This window comes from Streptomyces sp. NPDC031121 (assembly GCF_055570615.1).
This window is the reverse complement of record NZ_JBVIGV010000008.1, coordinates 69,892-89,656: the sequence shown is the minus strand read 5'-3', so window position 1 is coordinate 89,656 and position 19,765 is coordinate 69,892. Positions and strand designations below refer to the sequence as shown.

Below are 19,765 nucleotides of genomic sequence, written 5' to 3'. Positions count from 1 at the left end.
GCGAGACTGTCACCCGTGAAACCCGTGAAACACGTCATCGCCCTCGATGTGGGCGGCACCGGGATGAAGGCCGCCCTCATCGCCGAGGACGGCACCCTGCTGCACCAGTCGCGCCGTGCCACCGGCCGCGACCGCGGCCCGGAGGCCGTCGTCGGGACGATCCTGGACTTCGCCGCCGAACTGCACGCGCTGGGCGGCGACCGCTTCGGGGCGCCCGCCGTCGCGGCCGGCGTCGCCGTCCCCGGCATCGTGGACGCCGACACCGGGACCGCCGTGTACGCCGCGAACCTCGGCTGGCGCGACGTACCGCTGCGCACGCTGCTCGCCGCCCGGCTGGGCCCCCTCCCGGTGGCCCTGGGCCACGACGTGCGCACGGGCGGCCTCGCCGAGGGCCGCATCGGCGCCGGCCGCGGCGCCGACCGCTTCCTGTTCGTGCCCCTCGGCACCGGCATCGCCGGAGCCATCGGCATCGCCGGCCGCATCGAGGCCGGCGCCCACGGCTACGCGGGCGAGATCGGCCACATCGTGGTCCGCCCCGGCGGCCCCGCCTGCGGCTGCGGGCAGCGCGGCTGCCTGGAGACCCTCGCCTCCGCCTCCGCCGTCAGCCGCGCCTGGGCCGCCGCCAGCGGCGACCCGGACGCCGACGCCGCCGACTGCGCCCGCTCCGTCGCCGCCGGCGACGCCGCGGCCCGCCGCATCTGGCAGGACGCCGTCGACGCCCTCGCCGACGGCCTCGTCACCGCGATCACCCTGCTGGACCCCCGCACCCTGATCATCGGCGGCGGGCTCGCCGAAGCCGGGGAAGTCCTGTTCGCACCGCTCCGCGCGGCCGTCGAGGAGCGCGTGACGTTCCAGCGGCTGCCCCACATCGTGCCGGCGGCCCTCGGGGACACCGCCGGATGCCTGGGCGCAGGGCTGCTCGCCTGGGACCTACTCGCCACGGAGGTACCTGCCTGATGTCCGGAAGCGCACACAGCACCGTTCTCTCCGGCGCGCGGGTGGTGCTGCCCACCGGGATCGTGGCGGGCGGACGCGTCATCGTCGAGGGCGACCGCATCGCCGGCAGCGCCCGCGAGGACGCCACCGCCGTCGACCTGTCGGGGCACTGGCTCGTCCCCGGCTTCGTCGACATGCACAACCACGGCGGGGGCGGCGCCTCCTTCACCTCCGGCACCGCCGAGGAGGTCCTCCGGGGGGTGCGCACCCACCGCGAGCACGGCACGACCACCCTGGTGGCGTCCACCGTCACCGGCGGCCTCGACGACCTGGCCCGCCGCGCCGGGCTCCTCGCCGAGCTCACCCAGCAGGGCGAGATCGCCGGCATCCACTTCGAGGGCCCGTTCATCAACCCCTGCCGCAAGGGCGCCCACAAGGCGGAGCTGCTGCGCGACCCCGACCCGGCCGAGGTCCGCAAGCTCGTCGACGCCGCGCACGGCGCGGCCCGCATGTTCACCCTCGCGACAGAGCTGCCGGGCGGCCTGGACTCCGTACGCCTCCTCGCCGAGCACGGGGTGATCGCCGCGATCGGGCACACCGACTCCACCTACGACCAGACCCGCCAGGCCATCGACGCCGGCGCGACCGTCGCCACCCACCTGTACAACGCCATGCCCGGCATGGAGCACCGCGCGCCCGGCCCGATCGCCGCCCTGCTGGAGGACGAGCGGGTCACCGTCGAGCTGATCAACGACGGCACCCACCTCCACCCGGCCATGCTGGAACTGGCCTTCCACCACGCGGGCGCGCACCGCGTCGCCCTGATCACCGACGCGATGGACGCGGCCGGGTTCGGCGACGGCACCTACCACCTGGGGCCGCTGGAGGTCGAGGTGAAGGACGGCGTGGCCCGCCTCGTCGAGGGCGGCTCCATCGCCGGCTCCACCCTCACCCTGGACACCGCCTTCAAGCGGTCGGTCACCCTGGACCGGCTGCCCGTCGAGTCCGTCGTCCAGGCGATCTCCGCCAACCCGGCCAAACTCCTCGGCCTGTACGACCAGGTGGGCTCCCTGGAGCCCGGCAAGTACGCCGACCTGGTCGTCCTGGACGCCGCGTTCGACCTGAAGGGCGTCATGCGGCGCGGCGAATGGGTCGTCAGGCCTCCGGCCCTGCACGGCTGAGCCGCCGATCGGGGGGTTCGGCGGCATCGGCGGACGGCGGACGGCCCGCGGGACTGGGCCGCCCGCCCGGTCTTTGACATGATCCCGGCACACACCGAGACCGGGACCCGAAGAACCATGATCCTGACCGTGACGCTGAACACCGCCCTCGACGTCACCCACCGCGTGCCGCGGCTGACCCCGCACACCGTCCACCGCGCCACCGCCGTCACCGAACGGCCCGGCGGCAAGGGCCTCAACGTCGCCCGCGTACTGGCCGCCCTGGGCCGGCCGGTCACCGCCACCGGCTTCGCGGGCGGCCGCACCGGCGCGGCCGTCCGCGAACTCCTCGCCGGCTGCCCCGGCGTGACGGACGCCCTGGTCCCCTGCGCGGGCCCCACGCGCCGCACCCTGGCCGTCGTCGACGAATCGTCGGGCGACACCACGCAGTTCAACGAACCGGGGCCGGTGATCGGTCCCGGGGAGTGGGCGGAGTTCACGGAGCGGTACGCGGCCCTGCTCGCCGGCGCCGAGGCGGTGGCCCTGTGCGGCAGCCTGCCGCCGGGCGTGCCGGTCGGGGCGTACGCCGTCCTCGTACGGGCGGCCCGCGCCGCCGGCGTCCCCGTCCTGCTGGACACCAGCGGCGAGGCACTGCGCCGCGGGATCGCGGCCCGCCCCGAGATGGTCAAGCCGAACGCCGCCGAGGTCGCCGAACTCACCGGCTCCCGCGAACCGGTCCAGGCCAGCCGCGACGCCCGCCGCCGCGGCGCCCACGCCGTGGTCACCTCGCTCGGCCCGCAGGGCCTCCTGGCCGCCACCCCGGAGGGCACCTGGCAGGCGGCCCCGCCCCGCCCCCTGTCGGGAAACCCGACGGGCGCGGGCGACTCGGCGGTGGCGGGCCTCCTGTCGGCCCTGGTCGAAGGCCTGGACTGGCCGGCCCGCCTGACCCGCGCGGTCGCCCTGTCGGCGGCGACGGTCCTCGCCCCGTCGGCGGGCGAGTTCGACCCCTGCACCTACGAGGAACTGCGGAAGAAGGTCCGCGTCACCGGGTGTTGAGGGCCCGGTCAGCGCACGGCGGCGTCAGCGCAGTCAAGGTGACGCACGGTCAGCGGCCGGTCCACTGGGGAGGGCGGTCAGTGCGTGTGCCGGGGCCCGGCCCTTCCGCGGAGGCGGCGGGCCGGTCCCGGTGGCGGGTCAGCGCTTGCCCCAGCCCTGGCCCAGCGAGAGCTGGTCGAAGATGGCCTCGCACTGGTTGCCGGCCTCGCACGAGATCTTCATCGTGTTGGTGCCCTTGTTGAGCTTGATGAACGCGTACGTGCGCGTCCAGCCCTTGTCCCAGGCGCCGGCGTCGGCCTTGGCGAAGTTGGCCAGGTTCAGGGACTGCGTCGGGTTCTGGCCGTTGACCGTCAGGGTGACCTTCGCGTCCTTGCCCGGCACCGCGTAGTTCACGAACAGCGTGTAGTCCCCGCCGTTCGGGATGTCCGCGGTCCACGTCAGCGCCGCACCGGTCTGGTTGAAGTTGCCGACGTACTGGCCGCCGGCCCCCTTGCCGCCGGGCACCGCGTTCTGCAGCAGGGCGCCGCCCGTCAGGGCCATGCCCGCGCCCGCGGCGTCCCCCTTCGGCAGCTGCACGTCCGGGGAGGCCGAGGGGCTCGGGCCCTCCGACCCGCCGGAGTTCTGCGGCTGCGGCGGCTGCGGCTGGGTCTGCGTGCCGCCCTTGTCGGCGGTCTTCTTGTCGCCCTGGCCGCCGAAGGCGAGGGCGGCGCCGATGCCGATCGCGACCGCCGCGACCACGGCGACCGCCGCGATGAGCATGCCGCGCCGGCTGGAGCTGCTGCCGCCACGGCCGCCGCCGCGTGCGGAGCGGGCGCCCGAACCGCCGCCCGCCGCCGGCATCGCGGCCGTCGGCTGCTGCGGCGGTACGCCGTAGCCGCCCGCCTGGAGGGCTTCCGGGGACTGGTACTGGGCCTGGTAGCCGGGCGGCTGCTGCTGGGGGACGGCCCGCTGGCCGCCGTAGGTCCGCTCGCCGACCGTGCGCACCTGGTTGTAGGAGGTGCGGGGGACGCCGGGCTTGCCGCCGACCGTCGGGCCGGGGTAGCTGTAGCCGCCGCCCGGCGGGGGCGGGGATGCTCCGGCAGCCTGGCCGTCCGCGTAGAGGTAGCCGAACGGGTCGTCGTCCTCGGGCTTGTTCGCCCCGCCGTTCGGGCCGTTGTTCGCGGGCGTCGTCATCGCAGGTCACTCCTTTCGACCCCCGGGAGCCTACCCCGAACACGTGCACCCACGGGCGGCCGACGGGGTCAGCCGGCCCGGCGGTGCGCCTTGGAGCGGGACCTCTTCTCGATGTACATGCGCTGGTCGGCGGAGCGCAGGACCTCGTCGGCGGACATTCCGCAGCTGGCCCAGCCGATGCCGAAACTCGCCCCGACGCGCACGGCGCGGCCGTCCACCCGGATCGGGGGGATGATCGCGTTCCGCAAACGGACGGCGAGGTCGGCGGCGTCGGCGGCGCCGAGGCCGTCGGCGAGGACCACGAACTCGTCACCGCCGAGCCGGGCGACGGTGTCGCCGTCCCGGACGCCCGTCGTGAGGCGGCGGGCCACCTCGATCAGGACGGCGTCGCCGGTGTGGTGCCCGAACCGGTCGTTGATCGACTTGAAGCCGTCGAGGTCGCAGAAGAGGACCGCGAGCCCCTTCGTCCCGTCGTCCACCTCGGACGCCGGCGCCACCGCGTGCACGTGGTGGTCGTACGGGCCCGTCGCCGGGCCGGGCGGGCCGAGCTCGAACGGCTCCGGGTAGCCCTCGTGCCGGTACGCGGACCCGCCGCCGGGCCCGAGCGACGCGTCGGCGAAGGCCGCGCCGCCCTCGTACGCGGCGTCCAGGGCCTCCACCGCGCCGGCGTGGACCGCCTGCGGCATGCGGCACAGCCGCGACGAGAGGCGCGCGCGCAGCTCCGCGCTGTTGGGCAGCCCGGTCAGCGAGTCGTGGCTGGCCCGGTGGGCGAGCTGCAGCTCGTGCCTCTTCCGCTCCTCGATGTCCTCGACGTGGGTCAGCAGGAAGCGCGGCCCGTCCGCGGCGTCCGCCACGACCGAGTTGCGCAGGGACACCCACACGTACGTGCCGTCGCGCCGCCCGAGCCGCAGCTCGGCCCGGCCGCCCTCGGCGGAGGTGCGCAGCAGGGTGCCGATGTCCTCGGGGTGGACGAGGTCGGAGAAGGAGTACCGGCGCAGGACGGAGGCGGGGCGGCCGAGCAGCCGGCACAGGGCGTCGTTGGTGCGCAGCAGCCGGCCGTGCTGGTCGCCGCCCATCTCGGCGATGGCCATGCCGCTGGGCGCGTACTCGAAGGCCTGCCGGAACGACTCCTCGCTGGCGCGGAGCGCCTGCTGCTCGCGCTCCAGGCGGACGAGGGCGCGCTGCATGTTGGCGCGGAGCCGGGCGTTGCTGATCGCGATGGCGGCCTGGAAGGCGTACATCTGGAGGGCCTCCCGGCCCCACGCACCGGGGCGCCGGCCGTTGCGCGGCCGGTCGACGGAGATCACGCCGAGGAGTTCGCCTCCGGAGGCGTACATCGGCGCGTAGAGCCGGTCCTCGGGGTGCCACTCGTCCTCGAACCGGGGGTCCGGGCCGTCGGTGTGCCACTGGGGGACGTCGTCCTCCAGCAGGATCCAGCCCTCGGTGTGCGGGATGAAGCGCAGGCCGTCCCAGTCCTCACCCATCGTCAGGCGGCGCTCCCAGGAGCTGCGGGAGCCGACACGGCCGGTGATCAGCGCTTCCGCCGCGGGGTCGCCGGCGAACGCGGCGACGACGAGGTCGCCGTCAGGGCGTACGAGGTTGACGCAGGCGAGCTGGTAGCCGAGGCCGGTGACGATGCCGTCGACGACGGTCTGCAGGGTGTCGGCCAGGCTCCTGGCCGTGTTGAGCTCGGCCACCACCCGGTGCAGCTGCCGCAGGGTCGCAAGACGGACGTACGGCTCTGACTCGGTCTCCATCGCTCGCTCTCCCCGAGACCTCGACAGCAACTCCAGTTTTGTCATCGGCGTTTCGTTGCGGTGTCCCGACCACTGAATCACAGTGAGCTGTGCGGCAGGTACACAGGGTCAACAAATCTTGCCGTCTGTGACTCAAGTCACATGAGATGACCGCAGGCGTCCGATTACGGCTCCGCAGGCGGCGCGGCGCTCCCCCTCTCCTTCCGGCGGCGCTCGGCCCATCCGGGCCCGGCCGGGCCTAGGCCAAGGGTCCGGGACCGGTTCGGCCCGGGGCCCGATGTGCGCCGTGGGAGGGCGAGACTAGCGTTCCGGACGTGCTGAAGACGACTCCCCCGCCCGCGCCGCCCGCCCCCGCCCCGCATCCTGAGGGGGTGAGCCACGACGAGTTCCGCGCCGCGATGGGCCGACTGGCCGCGGGCGTCTGCCTGATCACCTCCCACGAGCCGCCGCTCGCCCCGGACGGCCCGCCCGGCGAGGACGTCGGCATGACCGCCACCGCCTTCGTGTCGGTCTCGCTGGACCCGCCGCTGGTGCTGGTCAGCGTCCGCGAGGGCTCGCGCATGGACGACCTGCTGGCCGAGCAGCCGCTGTGGGCCGTCTCCGTCCTCGCCGACCACCAGGTCCAGGTCGCGAGCCGCTTCTCGATGAAGGGCCGCATCAGCGACCGGCTGCTCTTCGCCGACCTGCCGTGGGAGCGCGGCGAGCTGTCGGGGTCGCCGCTGCTGACGGACGCCCTGGCCACGCTGGAGTGCCGCACCGAGGAGCGCGTCCCGGCCGGCGACCACACCCTCGTGGTGGGCCGCGTCCTCGCGGCCCGGTGCCCCGCGCCGGAAGCGGCGCCGCTCGCGTACTTCCGCGGACGGTACCGGCACCTGGCGCCCTGACGGCGGCTGCGGGGGCGCAGTGCGGGCGGGCGGCTACCAGTCCCGGCCCGAGCGGCCCCGCTTGGTCTCGGCGCGGGCCTTCTTCTCCCGCAGCCGCCGCTCGTTGATCCCCTTCGGGATCCTCGTCGGGCGGCGCGGCTTCGGCGGGGGCGCGGTAGCCTCGGCGAGCAGGGACGCCATCCGGACCAGGGCCATCTCCCGGTTGCGCAGCTGCGAGCGGTGCTCGGAGGCCCGTACGGACAGGACGCCGTCGACCAGGCGGGACGCGAGCCGCTCCAGGGCCCGCTCCTTCCACACCTCCGGCAGCGCCTTCGTCGCCGCGAGGTCGAAGAGCAGTTCGACGCGCGAGTCCGAGGTGTTCACGTGCTGGCCGCCCGGCCCGGAGGAACGCGAGAACCGCCACGAGAGCTCCGCCTCGGGGAGCACGACGGAGCCGCGGATGACATGGGGACCAGGCATGTCCCCATGATCCCGCCCCCGCCCGGCCCGCGTCACCCGCATTTCCGGCCCCCCTCGGCTCCCGCGGCCTGCCCGCGCCGGGCCCGGGACGGCGACGCGCCGGAACCCGGAAGGCCGCCCTGGAACCTGCGGGGCACCTCGGCGCGTTATGAAGGTCAGCGGTACCTTGACCGCACATCTCGCGGTCAGCGACGAGGAAGGGACACCAGTCACAATGGCAGTAAGCCTGTCCAAGGGCGGCAACGTCTCGCTCACGAAGGAGGCCCCCGGCCTCAGCGCCGTCACGGTCGGCCTCGGCTGGGACGTCCGGACGACGACCGGTGTCGACTTCGACCTCGACGCCTCGGCCATCGCGGTCAACGCGATGGGCAAGGTCGTCTCGGACGGCCACTTCGTCTTCTTCAACAACAAGTCCACCCCGGACCAGAGCATCGTCCACACCGGTGACAACCGCACGGGCGAGGGCGCCGGCGACGACGAGGCGATCAAGGTCAACCTGGCCGCCCTCCCGGCCGACGTCGACAAGATCGTCTTCCCGGTCTCGATCTACGACGCCGACTCCCGCAGCCAGAACTTCGGCCAGGTCCGCAACGCGTACATCCGCGTCGTGAACCAGGCCGGCGGCGCCGAGATCGCCCGCTACGACCTCTCCGAGGACGCGGCCACCGAGACCGCCATGGTCTTCGGCGAGCTCTACCGCAACGGCGCCGAGTGGAAGTTCCGCGCCGTCGGCCAGGGCTACGCCTCCGGCCTCGCCGGCATCGCGCAGGACTTCGGCGTCAACGTCTGAGTCCCCACCAGGGCGCGGCGCGGGGCGGGTCCGCGGATCCCCGGATCCGCCCCGGCGGCCGCAGTGGCCGCGGTGACCCCCCGGCCCCCTCCCGGCCGTCCGGGGAGGGGTCCGGGTGCGGCGGGGCGGCCGCACGCCTCCGGCCGGGGGCAGCCCCGGCGCGGCCGGGCCCGGGCGCGGGCGCGGCGGTCAGCGGGGACTGTCCTCGCCGTACAGCCACACGTCCCACACCCGCCGCAGGTCCCGGCCCGTCTGCCGCTCGGCGTACGCGGTGAAGTCCGCGGTGCTCGCGTTCCCGTGCCGCCGCTCGGCCGCCCAGCCGCGCAGCAGCGCCGAGAACGCCGCGTCACCCGCCTCCTGCCGGATCCGGTGCAGCACCATCGCCCCCCGGTGGTAGACCGGGTTCCCCGAGATGTCCTCCGGCCCGGGCGGCGACGCCGGCGGGAACGCGTCCCAGTCGGAGTCCGCCGCCGGATCCACCGCGGTGTCCCCGGCCAGGAACGCGTCGAAGCGCTGCTCGGCGGTCGGCCCGCCGTGCTCCTCCGCCCACAGCCACTCCGCGTACGTGGCGAACCCCTCGTTCAGCCACATGTCCTTCCACGACGCCGGCGACACCGAGTTCCCGAACCACTGGTGCGCCACCTCGTGCAGCAGCAGGTCCTCCGTCGGCGCGCCCGGGAACACCGGCCGCGTCTGCGTCTCCAGCGCGTACTCCAGGCTCCCCGACGGCAGCACGATCGCACCGCCCGCCGAGAACGGGTACGGCCCGAACCGCGCCGCCGCCCACTCCGTCATCTCCGCCAGCCGCCCCAGCGCCGGCGCGCTCCCCGCCTCCTCGCCCGGGTCGACCGCCGTGTACAGCGGCACCCCGGAGGGCGTCCGCCCCTCCGTCACCCGGAACTTCCCCACCGCCGCCGTGACCAGGTAGCTCGCCACCGGCTCCGGGCTGTGCCACGCGAACGCCGTCCGCCCGTCGCCGGTGTCCGTACGCGTGCGCAGCCGGCCGTTCGAGACGGCCTCGTACCCCCGCGGCACGGTCAGCACCACGTCGTATGCGGCCTTGTCGCTGGGGTGGTGGTTCCCCGGGAACCACGTCATCGACCCGACCGGCTCCCCCACCGCGACCGCCCCGCCGTCCAGGCGGATCCAGCCCTCCGTGGAACCGTCCGGGTCCTCGTGCGGCTTCGGCCTGCCGCTGTAGACGACCTCCGTGCGGAACACCTCGCCCGCCGCCACGTCGTCGGCCGGCCGCACCGTCAGCTCGGTACCCGTCCGGTTGAACCGGGCCGCGGCGCCCTGCACCGCGACGCGCTCCACCTTCAGCCCGCTGAAGTCCAGGTTGAACGAACTCAGCCCCTGCTCCGCCCGCGCCGTGATCACCGCGCGGCCGCGCAGCACCCCGTCCGCCGGGTCGTAGCCCAGGTCCAGCCCGTAGTGCTCCACCTGGTACCCGCCGTTGCCCGCCTTCGGGAAGTACGGGTCCCGCAGCCCCGACGCCCCCGGCCGGCCCTGCACCGGCTCGGCCGTACACCCCGTCCCCGCGACGAGGAGCACGGCGGAGGCCAGACCGGCGAGACGGGAGAGCGTACGGGTATCCACTCCACGATCTTATGGGGTTGTATGTGCGCAACGGCCCGATTCGGCCGCGGCCCGGGCTCCCGCCCGGCACCGCGGCCGCACCCGCCGGACGGCTACTTCGCCAGCGCGTCCACGCCCGCCTTCGCGAACTTCTCGTCCAGCTCACCGCTCGGCGCACCGGCCACGCCGATGCCCGCCACCGGCGCACCCGACGCCTGCACCGGCACACCGCCGCCGAGGAACAGCGTCCCCGGGATGTCCTTCAGGTTCGGGGCCTGCGCCAGCCGGCCCGCCAGCACCGACGTCGGCGCGTTCCACGCGACCGCCGTGAACGCCTTGCGCTGGGCCGACTCGTACGACTGCGGGCCCGCGCCGTCACCGCGCAGCGTGACGATCGTGTTGCCGTTGCGGTCCACCACCGCGACCGTCACCCGCTGGTTCTCCGCGCGCGCCGCCTCCAGCGCCGCCTGCGCGGCCCGCGCCGCCGCGTCGACCGTCAGGTGCGTCGACGTCGTGAACGCCTTGCCGTCCACCGCACCGTCCTTCTTCGCCGCGGCCGCGGCCGGCGCCGCCGCCGGCTGCGCCGCATTGGCGCTCACCGCGCCGAACGTGCCGGCGCCCAGCGCGACGACGAGGGCGGTACCGGTCAGAACACGGGTGCGGGTCTTCATCTCTGCTGCTCCTGGGATCGTCGACGGCCGCGCCGATGCGCCGGCCGCCGCTGCCGGACGCCGTGCGTCCGGCCCGTCGGGACACCTCCAGCCTCCGCCCGCACTCCCCTCCCCCACGTCCCCGTACCGGCTCGCCTCCCCGCCCGGACCGGACGACCCCCGGGTCGTCCGATCGGCTGATGCGCACCCGCCCGCCGCCCCGCTTGGCTGGAGGCGCCACCGCCCGCCACCGGGCACGATGGAGCCGAGCAGCCACGCCCCACCGGGAGCCCGACGTGACCACCCACCCCCACCCCGCCCCCGCACGCGAGGGCGGCACCCGGATGCTCGCGGCGGTCATGCACACCGCCTTCTTCCTCCTCCTCACCGCTTCCGTCGCCCGCTACCTCCTGCGCCACCCCGGCTCCCCCGACACCCCGTGGATCATCGCCCTCGCCACCGCGCTCGCCCTCCTCTACGTCCTCGGCCCCGCCCTCGGCGCCGCCCCCACCCTGCGCCGCCTCGTCTGGCTCGGCCTCGTCACCGCCACCTGGGTCGTCCTCGTCGACCTCGCCCCCAGCTTCGCCTGGTGCGCCGTCCCCCTCTTCTTCACCGCCCTGCGCACCCTCCCCCCGCGCGCCGCCATCGCCCTCGTCGCCACCCTCACCGCCTTCGTCGTGGCCGCGCAGCTCCGGCTCGCCGACGAGTTCGACCCCAACCTCCTCGTCGCCCCTCCCGCGATCGCCGCGCTCGCCACCGCCGTCTTCGTCCACATGGAACGCCAGGCCGAAGCCCAGCGGACCCTCATCGACGACCTCCTGCGCACCCGCCGCGAACTCGCCGCCACCGAACGCCGCGAAGGCACCCTCGCCGAACGCCAGCGCCTCTCCATGGAGATCCACGACACCCTCGCCCAGCACCTCTCCAGCCAGCAGATGCTCCTCCAGGCCGCCGACCGCGTCTGGGACGCCGACCCAGCCACCGCCCGCGCCCACGTCCGCACCGCCAACGGGATCGCCGCCCGCGGCCTCGCCGAGGCCCGCCGCCTCGTCCACGACCTCGCCCCCACCGAACTGGCCGGCGGCGCCGACCTGCCCGAAGCCCTCCACACCCTCGACGCCGGCCCCGGGGTCGCCGTCCGCTTCCACCTCGAGGGGACGCCCGTCCCCCTGCCCGACCGCGTGCAGTCCGCCCTCCTGCGCGTCGCCCAGGGCGCCCTCGCCAACATCCGCGAACACGCCGGCGCCCGCACCGCCGCCCTCACCCTCACCTACCTCGGCGACCAGGTCGTCCTCGACGTCGCCGACGACGGCCGCGGCTTCCCCGCCACCGGCACCGCCCGCCCCGGCACGGCCCCCGACCAGGCCACCGGACGCGGACACGGCCTCCCCGCCATGCGCGCCCGCCTCGGCCAGCTCGGCGGCACCCTCACCGTCGAATCCACCCCGGGCGAAGGCACCGTCCTCTCCGCCGCCATCCCCCTGGAGCACCACCCATGACGACCCTCCTCCTCTGCGACGACCACGCCGTCGTCCGGGCCGGCCTCCTCGCCCTCCTCGCCAGCGCCCCCGACATCGACGTCCTCGGCGAGGCCGGCAGCGGAGAGGAAGCCGTCGCCCTCGCCGCCCGCCTCCGCCCCGACGTCGTCCTCATGGACCTCCAGCTCGGCGACGGCATCGACGGCGTCGAAGCCACCCGTCGCATCACCGCCGCCCCGAACCCGCCCCACGTCCTCGTCCTCACCACCTACGACACCGACGCCGACATCACCCGCGCCATCGGCGCCGGAGCCACCGGCTACCTCCTCAAAGCCGAACGCCCCGAGGAGCTCTTCGCCGCCATCCACGCCGCCGCCCAGGGACGCACCACCCTCTCCGCCCCCGTCGCCAGCCGCGTCATGGCCGCCATGCGCGGCACCCGCCCCACCCTCACCGACCGCGAACTCGACATCCTCGGCCAACTCGCCCGCGGCCTCGGCAACCGCGACATCGCCCGCGCCCTGTTCATCAGCGAAGCCACCGTGAAAACCCACCTCGGCCGCATCTACGACAAACTCGGCGTCGACACCCGCGCAGGCGCCGTCTCGGTGGCCAAGGAGCAACGCCTCCTCCCCTGACCGGGGCCCGCGGGGGGGGGTGGGACCACGCCCGGGGACGCAAGCCGGGCGCGGGCCGGGCGCGGCCGGCAGCAGTCGGCAGCCGGGGCAAGGCTGCCGGGCCGTGAACGGGACGCACGGCAGACCGCAGTGCGGCGAGGGGGGCACCGCCGCCGGGGCCGCACCCGGAAGGGCGCGGCCCCGGCAGGTGGACCCGCGCGGGACGACGCGGCGGCCTTCACGGCTGGGGCGGCGGGCAGCGCCGGCCCCTACGCCGCCCCGCGCGCGGTGCCCGCGCGTGCCCCGTGACACCATCGGCTACGTGCTCGACATCGGCTACTCCCTCTCCCGACGCTTCCCCGACCCCCCGCAGACCGACTACCGCACCGCGGACGTCCGCCTCCTGCGCCACGACCTCTTCTGCGGCGACGTCTACCTCGCCGACACCGAAACCGACCGGGAAGTGTCCACGGCCTGGGGATGGGTCCCCGTACTCGACTTCGCGTGGGCCCTGTGCGACATCGTCGAGGAACTCGACCGCGACCCCCGCGGCAGCCGCTCCTCCGACCGCCGCCACGCCGAACTCGACTTCACCGAGTCCACCGACCGCATCCTCTTCGAACGCCGCTTCGGCTGGGTCGACATCGAAGCCGACTGGATGGCCCCCGAGGAACCCCCGCTGACCTTCAGCCACCGCCTCCTGCGCCGCGAGGCCCGCGACTTCCTCCACGACCTCATCGCCGACCTCGTCGACATGCACGAGGACCTCGCCGACAACCCGGCCATCTGGACCCTCCAGTCCCGCTTCCCGCGCGTCCCCGCCTGAGCCGCCTGACCCGCCGCCAGAGGGGGCGTACGGGGGAGGGCACAACGGGCAGACGGCCTGCTCCGCGGCCCCGAAACGCGACACCCCGCCCCCTGGACACCCCCCTGCCCCCGGTGTACCAACTCCCCCATGACGATCAACGGCGGCATCTCCTTCTGGCACGCCGCGGACTCCGGCGCCACCCCGCCCGCCCGCGCACCCCTCACCGGCGACACCACGGCCGACGTCGTCATCGTCGGCGGCGGCTACACCGGCCTGTGGACCGCCTACCACCTCAAGACCGCCGCACCCGGCCTCCGCGTCACCGTCCTGGAGCAGAAGACCTGCGGCTACGGCGCCTCCGGCCGCAACGGCGGCTGGCTCTACAACGGCATCGCCGGCCGCGACCGCTACGCCCGCCTCCACGGCCTCCCCGCGGCCCGCCGCCTCCAGCAGGCGATGAACGCCACCGTCACCGAGGTCATCGAGACCGCCGCGCAGGAGGGCATCGACGCCGACATCCACCGCGGCGGCGTCCTGGAAGTCGCCCGCACCCCCGCCCAACTCGCCCGCCTCAAGGCCTTCCACCAGGCCGAAGCAGCCTTCGGCGAGACCGACCGCCTCCTCCTCGGCGCCGCCGAGACCCGCGCCCGCATCGACGTCGCCGACGCCGTCGGCGCCACCTGGACCCCCCACGGCGCCCGCGTCCACCCCCTCAAGCTCCTCCGCGGCCTCGCCGCCGCCTGCGAACGCCTCGGCGTGGCCATCCACGAGTCCACCCCCGTCACCGGCCTCGCCCCCCGCCGCGCCACCACCCCCTACGGCACCGTCCGCGCCCCCTACGTCCTGCGCTGCACCGAGGGCTTCACCGCCTCCCTCAAGGGCCAGAAGCGCTCCTGGCTCCCCATGAACTCCTCGATGATCGCCACCGCCCCGCTCCCCGAAGCCACCTGGCAGCGCATCGGCTGGGACGGCGCGGAGACCCTCGGCGACATGGCCCACGCCTACATGTACGCCCAGCGCACCGCCGACGGCCGCATCGCCCTCGGGGGCCGGGGCGTCCCGTACCGCTTCGGCTCCCGCACCGACAACGACGGCAGCACCAGCCCCGCGACGATCACATCCCTCACCCGCCTCCTGACGGCGTTCTTCCCCGCCCTCGCCGGGGTGGAGATCACCCACGCCTGGTCGGGCGTCCTCGGCGTCCCCCGCGACTGGTGCGCCACCGTAAGCCTCGACCGCACGACCGGCCTGGGCTGGGCGGGCGGCTACGTCGGCTCGGGCGTCGCCACCTCGAACCTGGCCGGCCGCACCCTGCGCGACCTGGTCCTCGGAGAGACCACCGAGCTGACCGCCCTCCCCTGGGTGAACCACCGCGTACGCCGCTGGGAGCCCGAGCCCTTCCGCTGGCTCGGCGTCCACGCCCTGTACGCCGCCTACCGCGAGGCCGACCGCCGCGAGACCGCCACCCACACCCCGACGACAACCCCCCTGGCCCGCCTGGCCGACCGCATCGCGGGCCGCCACTGACGCACCGGACGAAGAAGACCCCGGACCACCAAGGGTCCGGGGTCTTCCACTCCTGTACGAATTCCCTCGGCCAGAACGGCTCTGACCTGGAATGGAGCCCCCTGTCGGATTCGAACCGACGACCTACGCTTTACAAGAGCGGTGCTCTGGCCAGCTGAGCTAAGGAGGCGCGTGACACTGCGCAGTGCACAGAATCCCCCTCACTTTACACAGCCGCCCACCCGAGCCGCGAAGCACTTTTCCGCCTCCGTGCAGCCGATCGACCACCCGTTCCCCTCGCGTCCAGGGTCCACCCGGCCGCCGCCGAGGCGGACGTCACGTGGGGGCGGGTGCTGACAGGAGGCGGTTCGCGGGGTAGCGTCGGGCGGAAGTCCGCTCTGCGGACCAGACCACTCACTTCCTTCCACTCGGATCGTCCGGCACGTTCCTGCCGGTAGAAGGGATGCACCCCCATGGCTTCTGTCACCTTCGACAAGGCGACCAGGCTCTACCCCGGCGGCGACAAGCCCGCCGTCGACGCCCTCGACCTCGAGATCGAGGACGGCGAGTTCCTCGTCCTCGTCGGCCCCTCCGGCTGCGGCAAGTCCACGTCGCTGCGCATGCTCGCCGGCCTGGAGGACGTCAACGGCGGCGCCATCCGCATCGGCGACCGCGACGTCACCCACCTGCCGCCCAAGGACCGGGACATCGCGATGGTGTTCCAGAACTACGCGCTGTACCCGCACATGACCGTCGCCGACAACATGGGCTTCGCCCTGAAGATCGCCGGCGAGGACAAGGCGACCATCCGCCGCAAGGTCGAGGACGCGGCGAAGATGCTCGACCTGACCCAGTACCTGGACCGCAAGCCGAAGGCGCTCTCCGGCGGCCAGCGCCAGCGCGTCGCCATGGGCCGCGCGATCGTCCGCAAGCCGCAGGTGTTCCTGATGGACGAGCCGCTGTCGAACCTCGACGCCAAGCTGCGCGTCTCGACGCGTACGCAGATCGCCGCGCTCCAGCGCGACCTGGGCATCACCACCGTGTACGTGACGCACGACCAGGTCGAGGCCATGACGATGGGCGACCGCGTCGCCGTGCTCAAGGACGGCCTGCTCCAGCAGGTGGACACGCCGCGGAACATGTACGACCGCCCGGCGAACCTCTTCGTGGCCGGCTTCATCGGCTCCCCGGCCATGAACCTGGTCGAGGTCCCGATCGCCGACGGCGGCGTGAAGTTCGGCGAGACCGTCGTCCCGGTGTCGCGCGAGGCGATCTCCGCCGCCGCGGACGCCGGCGACCGGACCGTCACGGTCGGCGTGCGCCCCGAGCACTTCGACATCGGCACCGAGGGCGGCCTGACGATCACCGTCAACGTCGTCGAGGAGCTCGGCGCCGACGGCTACGTGTACGGCCGCACCGACAAGGCGGACGGCGGCGGCCAGGACATCGTGGTCCGCGTCGGCGGCCGCAGCATCCCCGAGAAGGGCTCCAGCCTGCACGTGGTCCCGCGGGCCGGCGAGATGCACGTGTTCTCCACGTCGACCGGCGCCCGCCTGTCCGACTGACGGCGCACCGGCCGGACACCGGTCACGTGGGAAGGGGTGCCCCCGCCGGGGGGCACCCCATTCCCCATTCCCCGGCCCTCCACACCCGCCCCGTCAACACGGGAATCGAAAAACCACGTCGAACCATCCCTCGACCGGGTGACTAATTGTCGCCGGTTACGCACCGAGCGCTACTCTCCCCTCGTGACCCACACTGCCCGCCGAATCGGCCGATCCCTCGCCCTGGTCCTGCCCGTCGTCATGGTCCTGTCCGGGACCCTCGCGGTCACGATGGTCCCGTGGGCGGACAACAGCTCGTCCCGGATCCTGACCGCGTCCGCGGAGGACGTCTCCGTGCCCGCGAAGCCGCGCGCCCCGCAGGACGTGCTGCGCGACAAGCTCCTCGGGGAGCTCCGGGCGGGTGAGCAGCCGGGTGACGTCCTGACGCACCTGCAGCAGGAGGTGGACCGGCGGCCGTCGCTGGCCGGCCACTGCGCGGGCATCGCGCGGGCGCTGGGCCGGGCCGCCGTGGAGGCGTACGGCCCGACGAAGGCGCAGTCGTACGCGCGCCCCGTCTGCGACACCGCGTACGCGTCGGGCGTGGCGTCGATGGGCTGACGCCGGCCTGACGCCAGGCGCCGGATTTCCGGCGTCCGGGTCAGTGGCGCCCGGTCCGGCCACCCCGGGCGGGCCCCTACGCTGGCGGCCATGACCGACGCGCCACCGCCCCCCGCACCCCGCTCCACCCGCTCCACCCGTTCCGCGGCCGCGATCCCGGCTCCGCTCGCGCAGGCCCCCGCCCAGGCGGTGGTCTTGGCGGGGGGTCAGGGGTCGCGGCTGCGGCCGTATACGGACGACCGGCCGAAGCCGATGGTGGAAATCCCCGGCACCGGAGTGCCCATCATCGGCCACCAGTTGGCATGGCTGGCGGCGGAGGGGGTGACGGACGCGGTGGTGTCCTGCGGGCACCTCGCGGGCGTCCTCCAGGAGTGGCTGGCCGGGGCGGACCTGCCGCTGCGGGTGACGACGGTGGTGGAGGAGGAGCCGCTGGGCCGGGGCGGCGGCCTCAAGTACGCGGCCCGCCACCTGCCGTCCCCGGACGCGCCGTGGTACGCGACGAACGGCGACGTCTGGACGCGCTTCTCGCTGCGCGAGATGGCCGCGTTCCACGCGGAGCGCGGCGCGGTGGCGACCCTGGCGCTGGCGCGGCCGCGGATCCCGTGGGGGGTGGTGGAGACGAACGAGTTCGGGCAGGTCCTCGACTTCATCGAGGCGCCGCCGTCGCCGTACCAGGTGAACGCGGGGGTGTACGTGTTCGCGCCGGACTTCGCGGCGCTGCTCCCGGACGTCGGCGACCACGAGCGGACGACGTTCCCCCGCCTGGCCCGCGCCCGCCGCCTGGCCGGCTACCCGCTCCCCCAGGGCGCGTACTGGCGCGCGATCGACACGGCGAAGGACCTGTCGGAGGCCGCCCGCGAACTGGCCGCGGCGCAGGGCGGCTCCTGAGCGGGTGACAGAAGCGGGGCCCGGTGCGCTTGTCCGCGCGCCGGGCCCCGCCTGTGTGCTCGTGCCGGTGGGTCAGCCGAGGAGGCCGCCCACGAGGCCCGGCTTGGTGGCGGGGGTGTCGCCGCCGGAGGTTTCGCTGCGGGTTCCCGTGCCGCTCGACGGGGGCTTGGGGGTGGACTGCTTCGGGGCCGTGCCGGTGGTGGAGCTGCTGCCGGTGCGGGTCGAGGCGGTGGGCTGGGAGCCGGTGCCCGCGGTCTGCCGCGAGGTGGTGCCCGAGGTGGTGCGGCCCGTCTTCGCGGAGGGGGACGGGGTGGCGGTGGGCTCGGGGGACTTGGAGGGCTGCTGGGTCGGGGACTGCTGCTGGGGCTGCCGGGACGTGGCGGCGGGCTTCGGGAGCGGGGAGCCCGGGAGGTAGTTGCTGGGTGCCTGGCCGGGTCCGGGGACGGTGACGACGGTGCTGGAGCGGACGGCTCCGCCGAGGAGGGAGCCGATGAGGAGGGTGAGCCCGCAGACGACGGTGGCCATGATGGTTCCGCGGCGCAGGACGCGGCGGCGCAGGGTCCACAGTTCGGAGCGGGGGCCGAGGGTCCGCCAGGCTTCGCCGGCGAGGCGCCCGTCGAGGGAGTAGACGGGGGCGCCGGCGATGATCAGCGGGCTCCAGGCGGCCAGATAGATGATGTCGGGGGCGTCGTAGGCGGGGACGGTCTTCCAGCTGACGGTCATCAGGAGGGCGGCGGAGAGCAGCGCCCCGATGCAGGCGGCGAGGCGCTGCCAGAGTCCGAGGACGGTCAGGACGCCGACGATGACCTGGAGGAAGGCGACGCTGAGCCCGGCCCCTACCGGGTGGGCGAGGGCGAAGTCGCGGAGCGGCTCGGCCAGCGCCCAGGGGTGGAGGGTGCGGAGCCAGGTGACCATGGAGCCGCGTTCGCCGCCGTCGAAGTAGACGGGGTCGCACAGCTTGCCCATGCCGGCGTAGATGGAGATGAAGCCGAGGAAGACGCGCAGGGGGAGGAGTACGACGCCGAGGTTCATGCGGCGTCCGGGGTAGTACGAGGCCTGCGCGCGGCTGTCGCCGGGAGCGCGGCGGAGGGCGTCGGCCGGGTGGCCGCCCGGGCTGCCCGGCCCGCCGGCATACGGGATGCCCGCCCCGCCCGGCCCGCCTGTGTACGGGATGCCCGGCCCGGCCGGCCCGCCCGGCCCACCGGCGTACGGCCCGCCCGACCCACCGGCGTACGGCCCGCCCGGCGCGCCGGCGTAGGGGCCGCGGAGGTCCCGTACGGCGGCCAGGGGGCGGGTCTCGTCGGGGGCGCCGTGGGTGCGCTGGCCGATGACGGTCGGCGTGGGAACGGTGTCGCCGGTGAGGTCGCGGGCGACGTCGATCCGGGGGATGACCTGGGTGGCGCCCCTGTCGTGTTCGTGGTGGCCGCGGCCGTGTTCGCGTACGGCCTGGAGGAGGCCGCCCATGGCGGCGGTGTCGCCCTGGGCGGATTTGCCGCTCCAGACGACGGGGGCCCGGCGGCGGCCGGCGGCGGCTCCGGCGGCCGCCGCGGCGGCGGCGCCGAGGACGGGTACCCGGCCGGGGGTGTTCGCGGGCTTGGAACGCGCGCTCGGGCTCGGTGCGAGCCGCACGCGGAAGCTGGCGTGGTTCACGATGACCTGTGCGGGGTCGCACGGCACCTTGACCATGCTCAGCGCGGGCTGGTCGTCGAACCCTGACGTTCTTGTGTCCACACTCATCTAACCGAGTGATCAGTGTTTAGGACACTGCCTTGACGGGGTTGTTGTGTCCGAGACCCGTCAAGATCAAGCCACCCCGCCCGGAAGGGGCGGGGCGGCACGCTCACGGGTCATCGGACGTGCGCC

The 19,765-nt window shown here is 74.6% G+C and carries 18 protein-coding genes and 1 tRNA gene; 12 read left to right on the top strand and 7 right to left on the bottom strand.

Annotation, left to right across the window (positions count from 1 at the left end; genetic code table 11):
* Positions 1-63: 63 nt before the first annotated feature.
* From ACZ462_RS16440 to ACZ462_RS16430, 3 genes are all read left to right on the top strand, one after another.
* On the top strand, positions 64-957 hold the full coding sequence (locus tag ACZ462_RS16440) for an ROK family protein (RefSeq protein ID WP_467803621.1): 894 nt from the start codon (positions 64-66) through the stop codon (positions 955-957).
* On the top strand, positions 957-2,117 hold the full coding sequence (gene nagA / locus ACZ462_RS16435; RefSeq protein WP_467803580.1) for an N-acetylglucosamine-6-phosphate deacetylase: 1,161 nt from the start codon (positions 957-959) through the stop codon (positions 2,115-2,117). Before ACZ462_RS16440 ends, nagA begins: the two co-directional genes overlap by 1 nt.
* 117 nt (positions 2,118-2,234) lie before the next feature.
* Positions 2,235-3,152, top strand: coding sequence for a 1-phosphofructokinase family hexose kinase (locus ACZ462_RS16430; RefSeq protein WP_467803581.1), 918 nt, complete (start codon positions 2,235-2,237; stop codon positions 3,150-3,152).
* A gap of 138 nt (positions 3,153-3,290) precedes the next feature.
* Here the strand turns inward: ACZ462_RS16430 and ACZ462_RS16425 are convergent, their stop codons facing one another.
* A complete protein-coding gene (locus ACZ462_RS16425) occupies positions 3,291-4,325 on the bottom strand; it encodes a CBM35 domain-containing protein (protein WP_467803583.1) in 1,035 nt (344 codons plus the stop codon).
* Between the two features lie 68 nt (positions 4,326-4,393).
* Entirely contained in the window at positions 4,394-6,082 is a 1,689-nt protein-coding gene (gene cdgB, locus ACZ462_RS16420; RefSeq protein WP_467803585.1) for a diguanylate cyclase CdgB, read from the bottom strand.
* 314 nt (positions 6,083-6,396) lie between these two features.
* On the opposite strand from cdgB, the gene ACZ462_RS16415 reads away from it, so the two are divergent.
* Entirely contained in the window at positions 6,397-6,966 is a 570-nt protein-coding gene (locus ACZ462_RS16415) for a flavin reductase family protein (protein ID WP_467803586.1), read from the top strand.
* Between the two features lie 33 nt (positions 6,967-6,999).
* Here ACZ462_RS16415 and arfB read toward each other — a convergent pair whose 3' ends face one another.
* Positions 7,000-7,425 carry an alternative ribosome rescue aminoacyl-tRNA hydrolase ArfB gene (arfB, locus tag ACZ462_RS16410; RefSeq protein WP_467803587.1) on the bottom strand — a complete coding sequence of 142 codons (426 nt, stop codon included), beginning with the start codon at positions 7,423-7,425 and terminating at the stop codon, positions 7,000-7,002.
* A 214-nt stretch (positions 7,426-7,639) separates the two neighbouring features.
* Between arfB and ACZ462_RS16405 the strand changes: the two genes are divergently transcribed.
* Positions 7,640-8,215, top strand: coding sequence for a TerD family protein (locus tag ACZ462_RS16405; protein WP_467803588.1), 576 nt, complete (start codon positions 7,640-7,642; stop codon positions 8,213-8,215).
* 189 nt (positions 8,216-8,404) lie between these two features.
* Here the strand turns inward: ACZ462_RS16405 and ACZ462_RS16400 are convergent, their stop codons facing one another.
* Together ACZ462_RS16400 and ACZ462_RS16395 are read right to left on the bottom strand one after the other, a co-directional pair.
* Positions 8,405-9,814, bottom strand: a complete 1,410-nt coding sequence (locus ACZ462_RS16400) for a M1 family metallopeptidase (RefSeq protein ID WP_467803590.1) — start codon at positions 9,812-9,814, stop codon at positions 8,405-8,407.
* A gap of 92 nt (positions 9,815-9,906) precedes the next feature.
* Positions 9,907-10,464, bottom strand: coding sequence for a GlcG/HbpS family heme-binding protein (locus ACZ462_RS16395; RefSeq protein ID WP_467803592.1), 558 nt, complete (start codon positions 10,462-10,464; stop codon positions 9,907-9,909).
* A gap of 323 nt (positions 10,465-10,787) precedes the next feature.
* Between ACZ462_RS16395 and ACZ462_RS16390 the strand changes: the two genes are divergently transcribed.
* From ACZ462_RS16390 to ACZ462_RS16375, 4 genes are all read left to right on the top strand, one after another.
* The gene (locus ACZ462_RS16390) at positions 10,788-11,942 is read left to right on the top strand and encodes a sensor histidine kinase (RefSeq protein ID WP_467803622.1); all 1,155 of its coding nucleotides are present in this window, start codon (positions 10,788-10,790) and stop codon (positions 11,940-11,942) included.
* Entirely contained in the window at positions 11,939-12,559 is a 621-nt protein-coding gene (locus tag ACZ462_RS16385; RefSeq protein ID WP_467803593.1) for a response regulator, read from the top strand. Before ACZ462_RS16390 ends, ACZ462_RS16385 begins: the two co-directional genes overlap by 4 nt.
* Before the next feature lie 301 nt (positions 12,560-12,860).
* On the top strand, positions 12,861-13,364 hold the full coding sequence (locus tag ACZ462_RS16380) for a hypothetical protein (RefSeq protein WP_467803624.1): 504 nt from the start codon (positions 12,861-12,863) through the stop codon (positions 13,362-13,364).
* Positions 13,365-13,493: 129 nt separating this feature from the next.
* A complete protein-coding gene (locus tag ACZ462_RS16375) occupies positions 13,494-14,873 on the top strand; it encodes an NAD(P)/FAD-dependent oxidoreductase (protein ID WP_467803595.1) in 1,380 nt (459 codons plus the stop codon).
* A 92-nt stretch (positions 14,874-14,965) separates the two neighbouring features.
* On the opposite strand, the gene ACZ462_RS16370 is transcribed toward ACZ462_RS16375, so the two are convergent.
* Positions 14,966-15,042, bottom strand: a tRNA-Thr gene (locus ACZ462_RS16370).
* 283 nt (positions 15,043-15,325) lie between these two features.
* Between ACZ462_RS16370 and ACZ462_RS16365 the strand changes: the two genes are divergently transcribed.
* From ACZ462_RS16365 to ACZ462_RS16355, 3 genes are all read left to right on the top strand, one after another.
* The gene (locus tag ACZ462_RS16365) at positions 15,326-16,417 is read left to right on the top strand and encodes an ABC transporter ATP-binding protein (protein WP_467803596.1); all 1,092 of its coding nucleotides are present in this window, start codon (positions 15,326-15,328) and stop codon (positions 16,415-16,417) included.
* Between the two features lie 183 nt (positions 16,418-16,600).
* Positions 16,601-17,014 carry a hypothetical protein gene (locus ACZ462_RS16360; protein WP_467803598.1) on the top strand — a complete coding sequence of 138 codons (414 nt, stop codon included), beginning with the start codon at positions 16,601-16,603 and terminating at the stop codon, positions 17,012-17,014.
* Between the two features lie 90 nt (positions 17,015-17,104).
* On the top strand, positions 17,105-17,902 hold the full coding sequence (locus ACZ462_RS16355) for a nucleotidyltransferase family protein (protein WP_467803600.1): 798 nt from the start codon (positions 17,105-17,107) through the stop codon (positions 17,900-17,902).
* Positions 17,903-17,974: 72 nt separating this feature from the next.
* On the opposite strand, the gene ACZ462_RS16350 is transcribed toward ACZ462_RS16355, so the two are convergent.
* On the bottom strand, positions 17,975-19,639 hold the full coding sequence (locus ACZ462_RS16350; protein WP_467807803.1) for a DoxX family protein: 1,665 nt from the start codon (positions 19,637-19,639) through the stop codon (positions 17,975-17,977).
* Positions 19,640-19,765 lie beyond the last annotated feature (126 nt).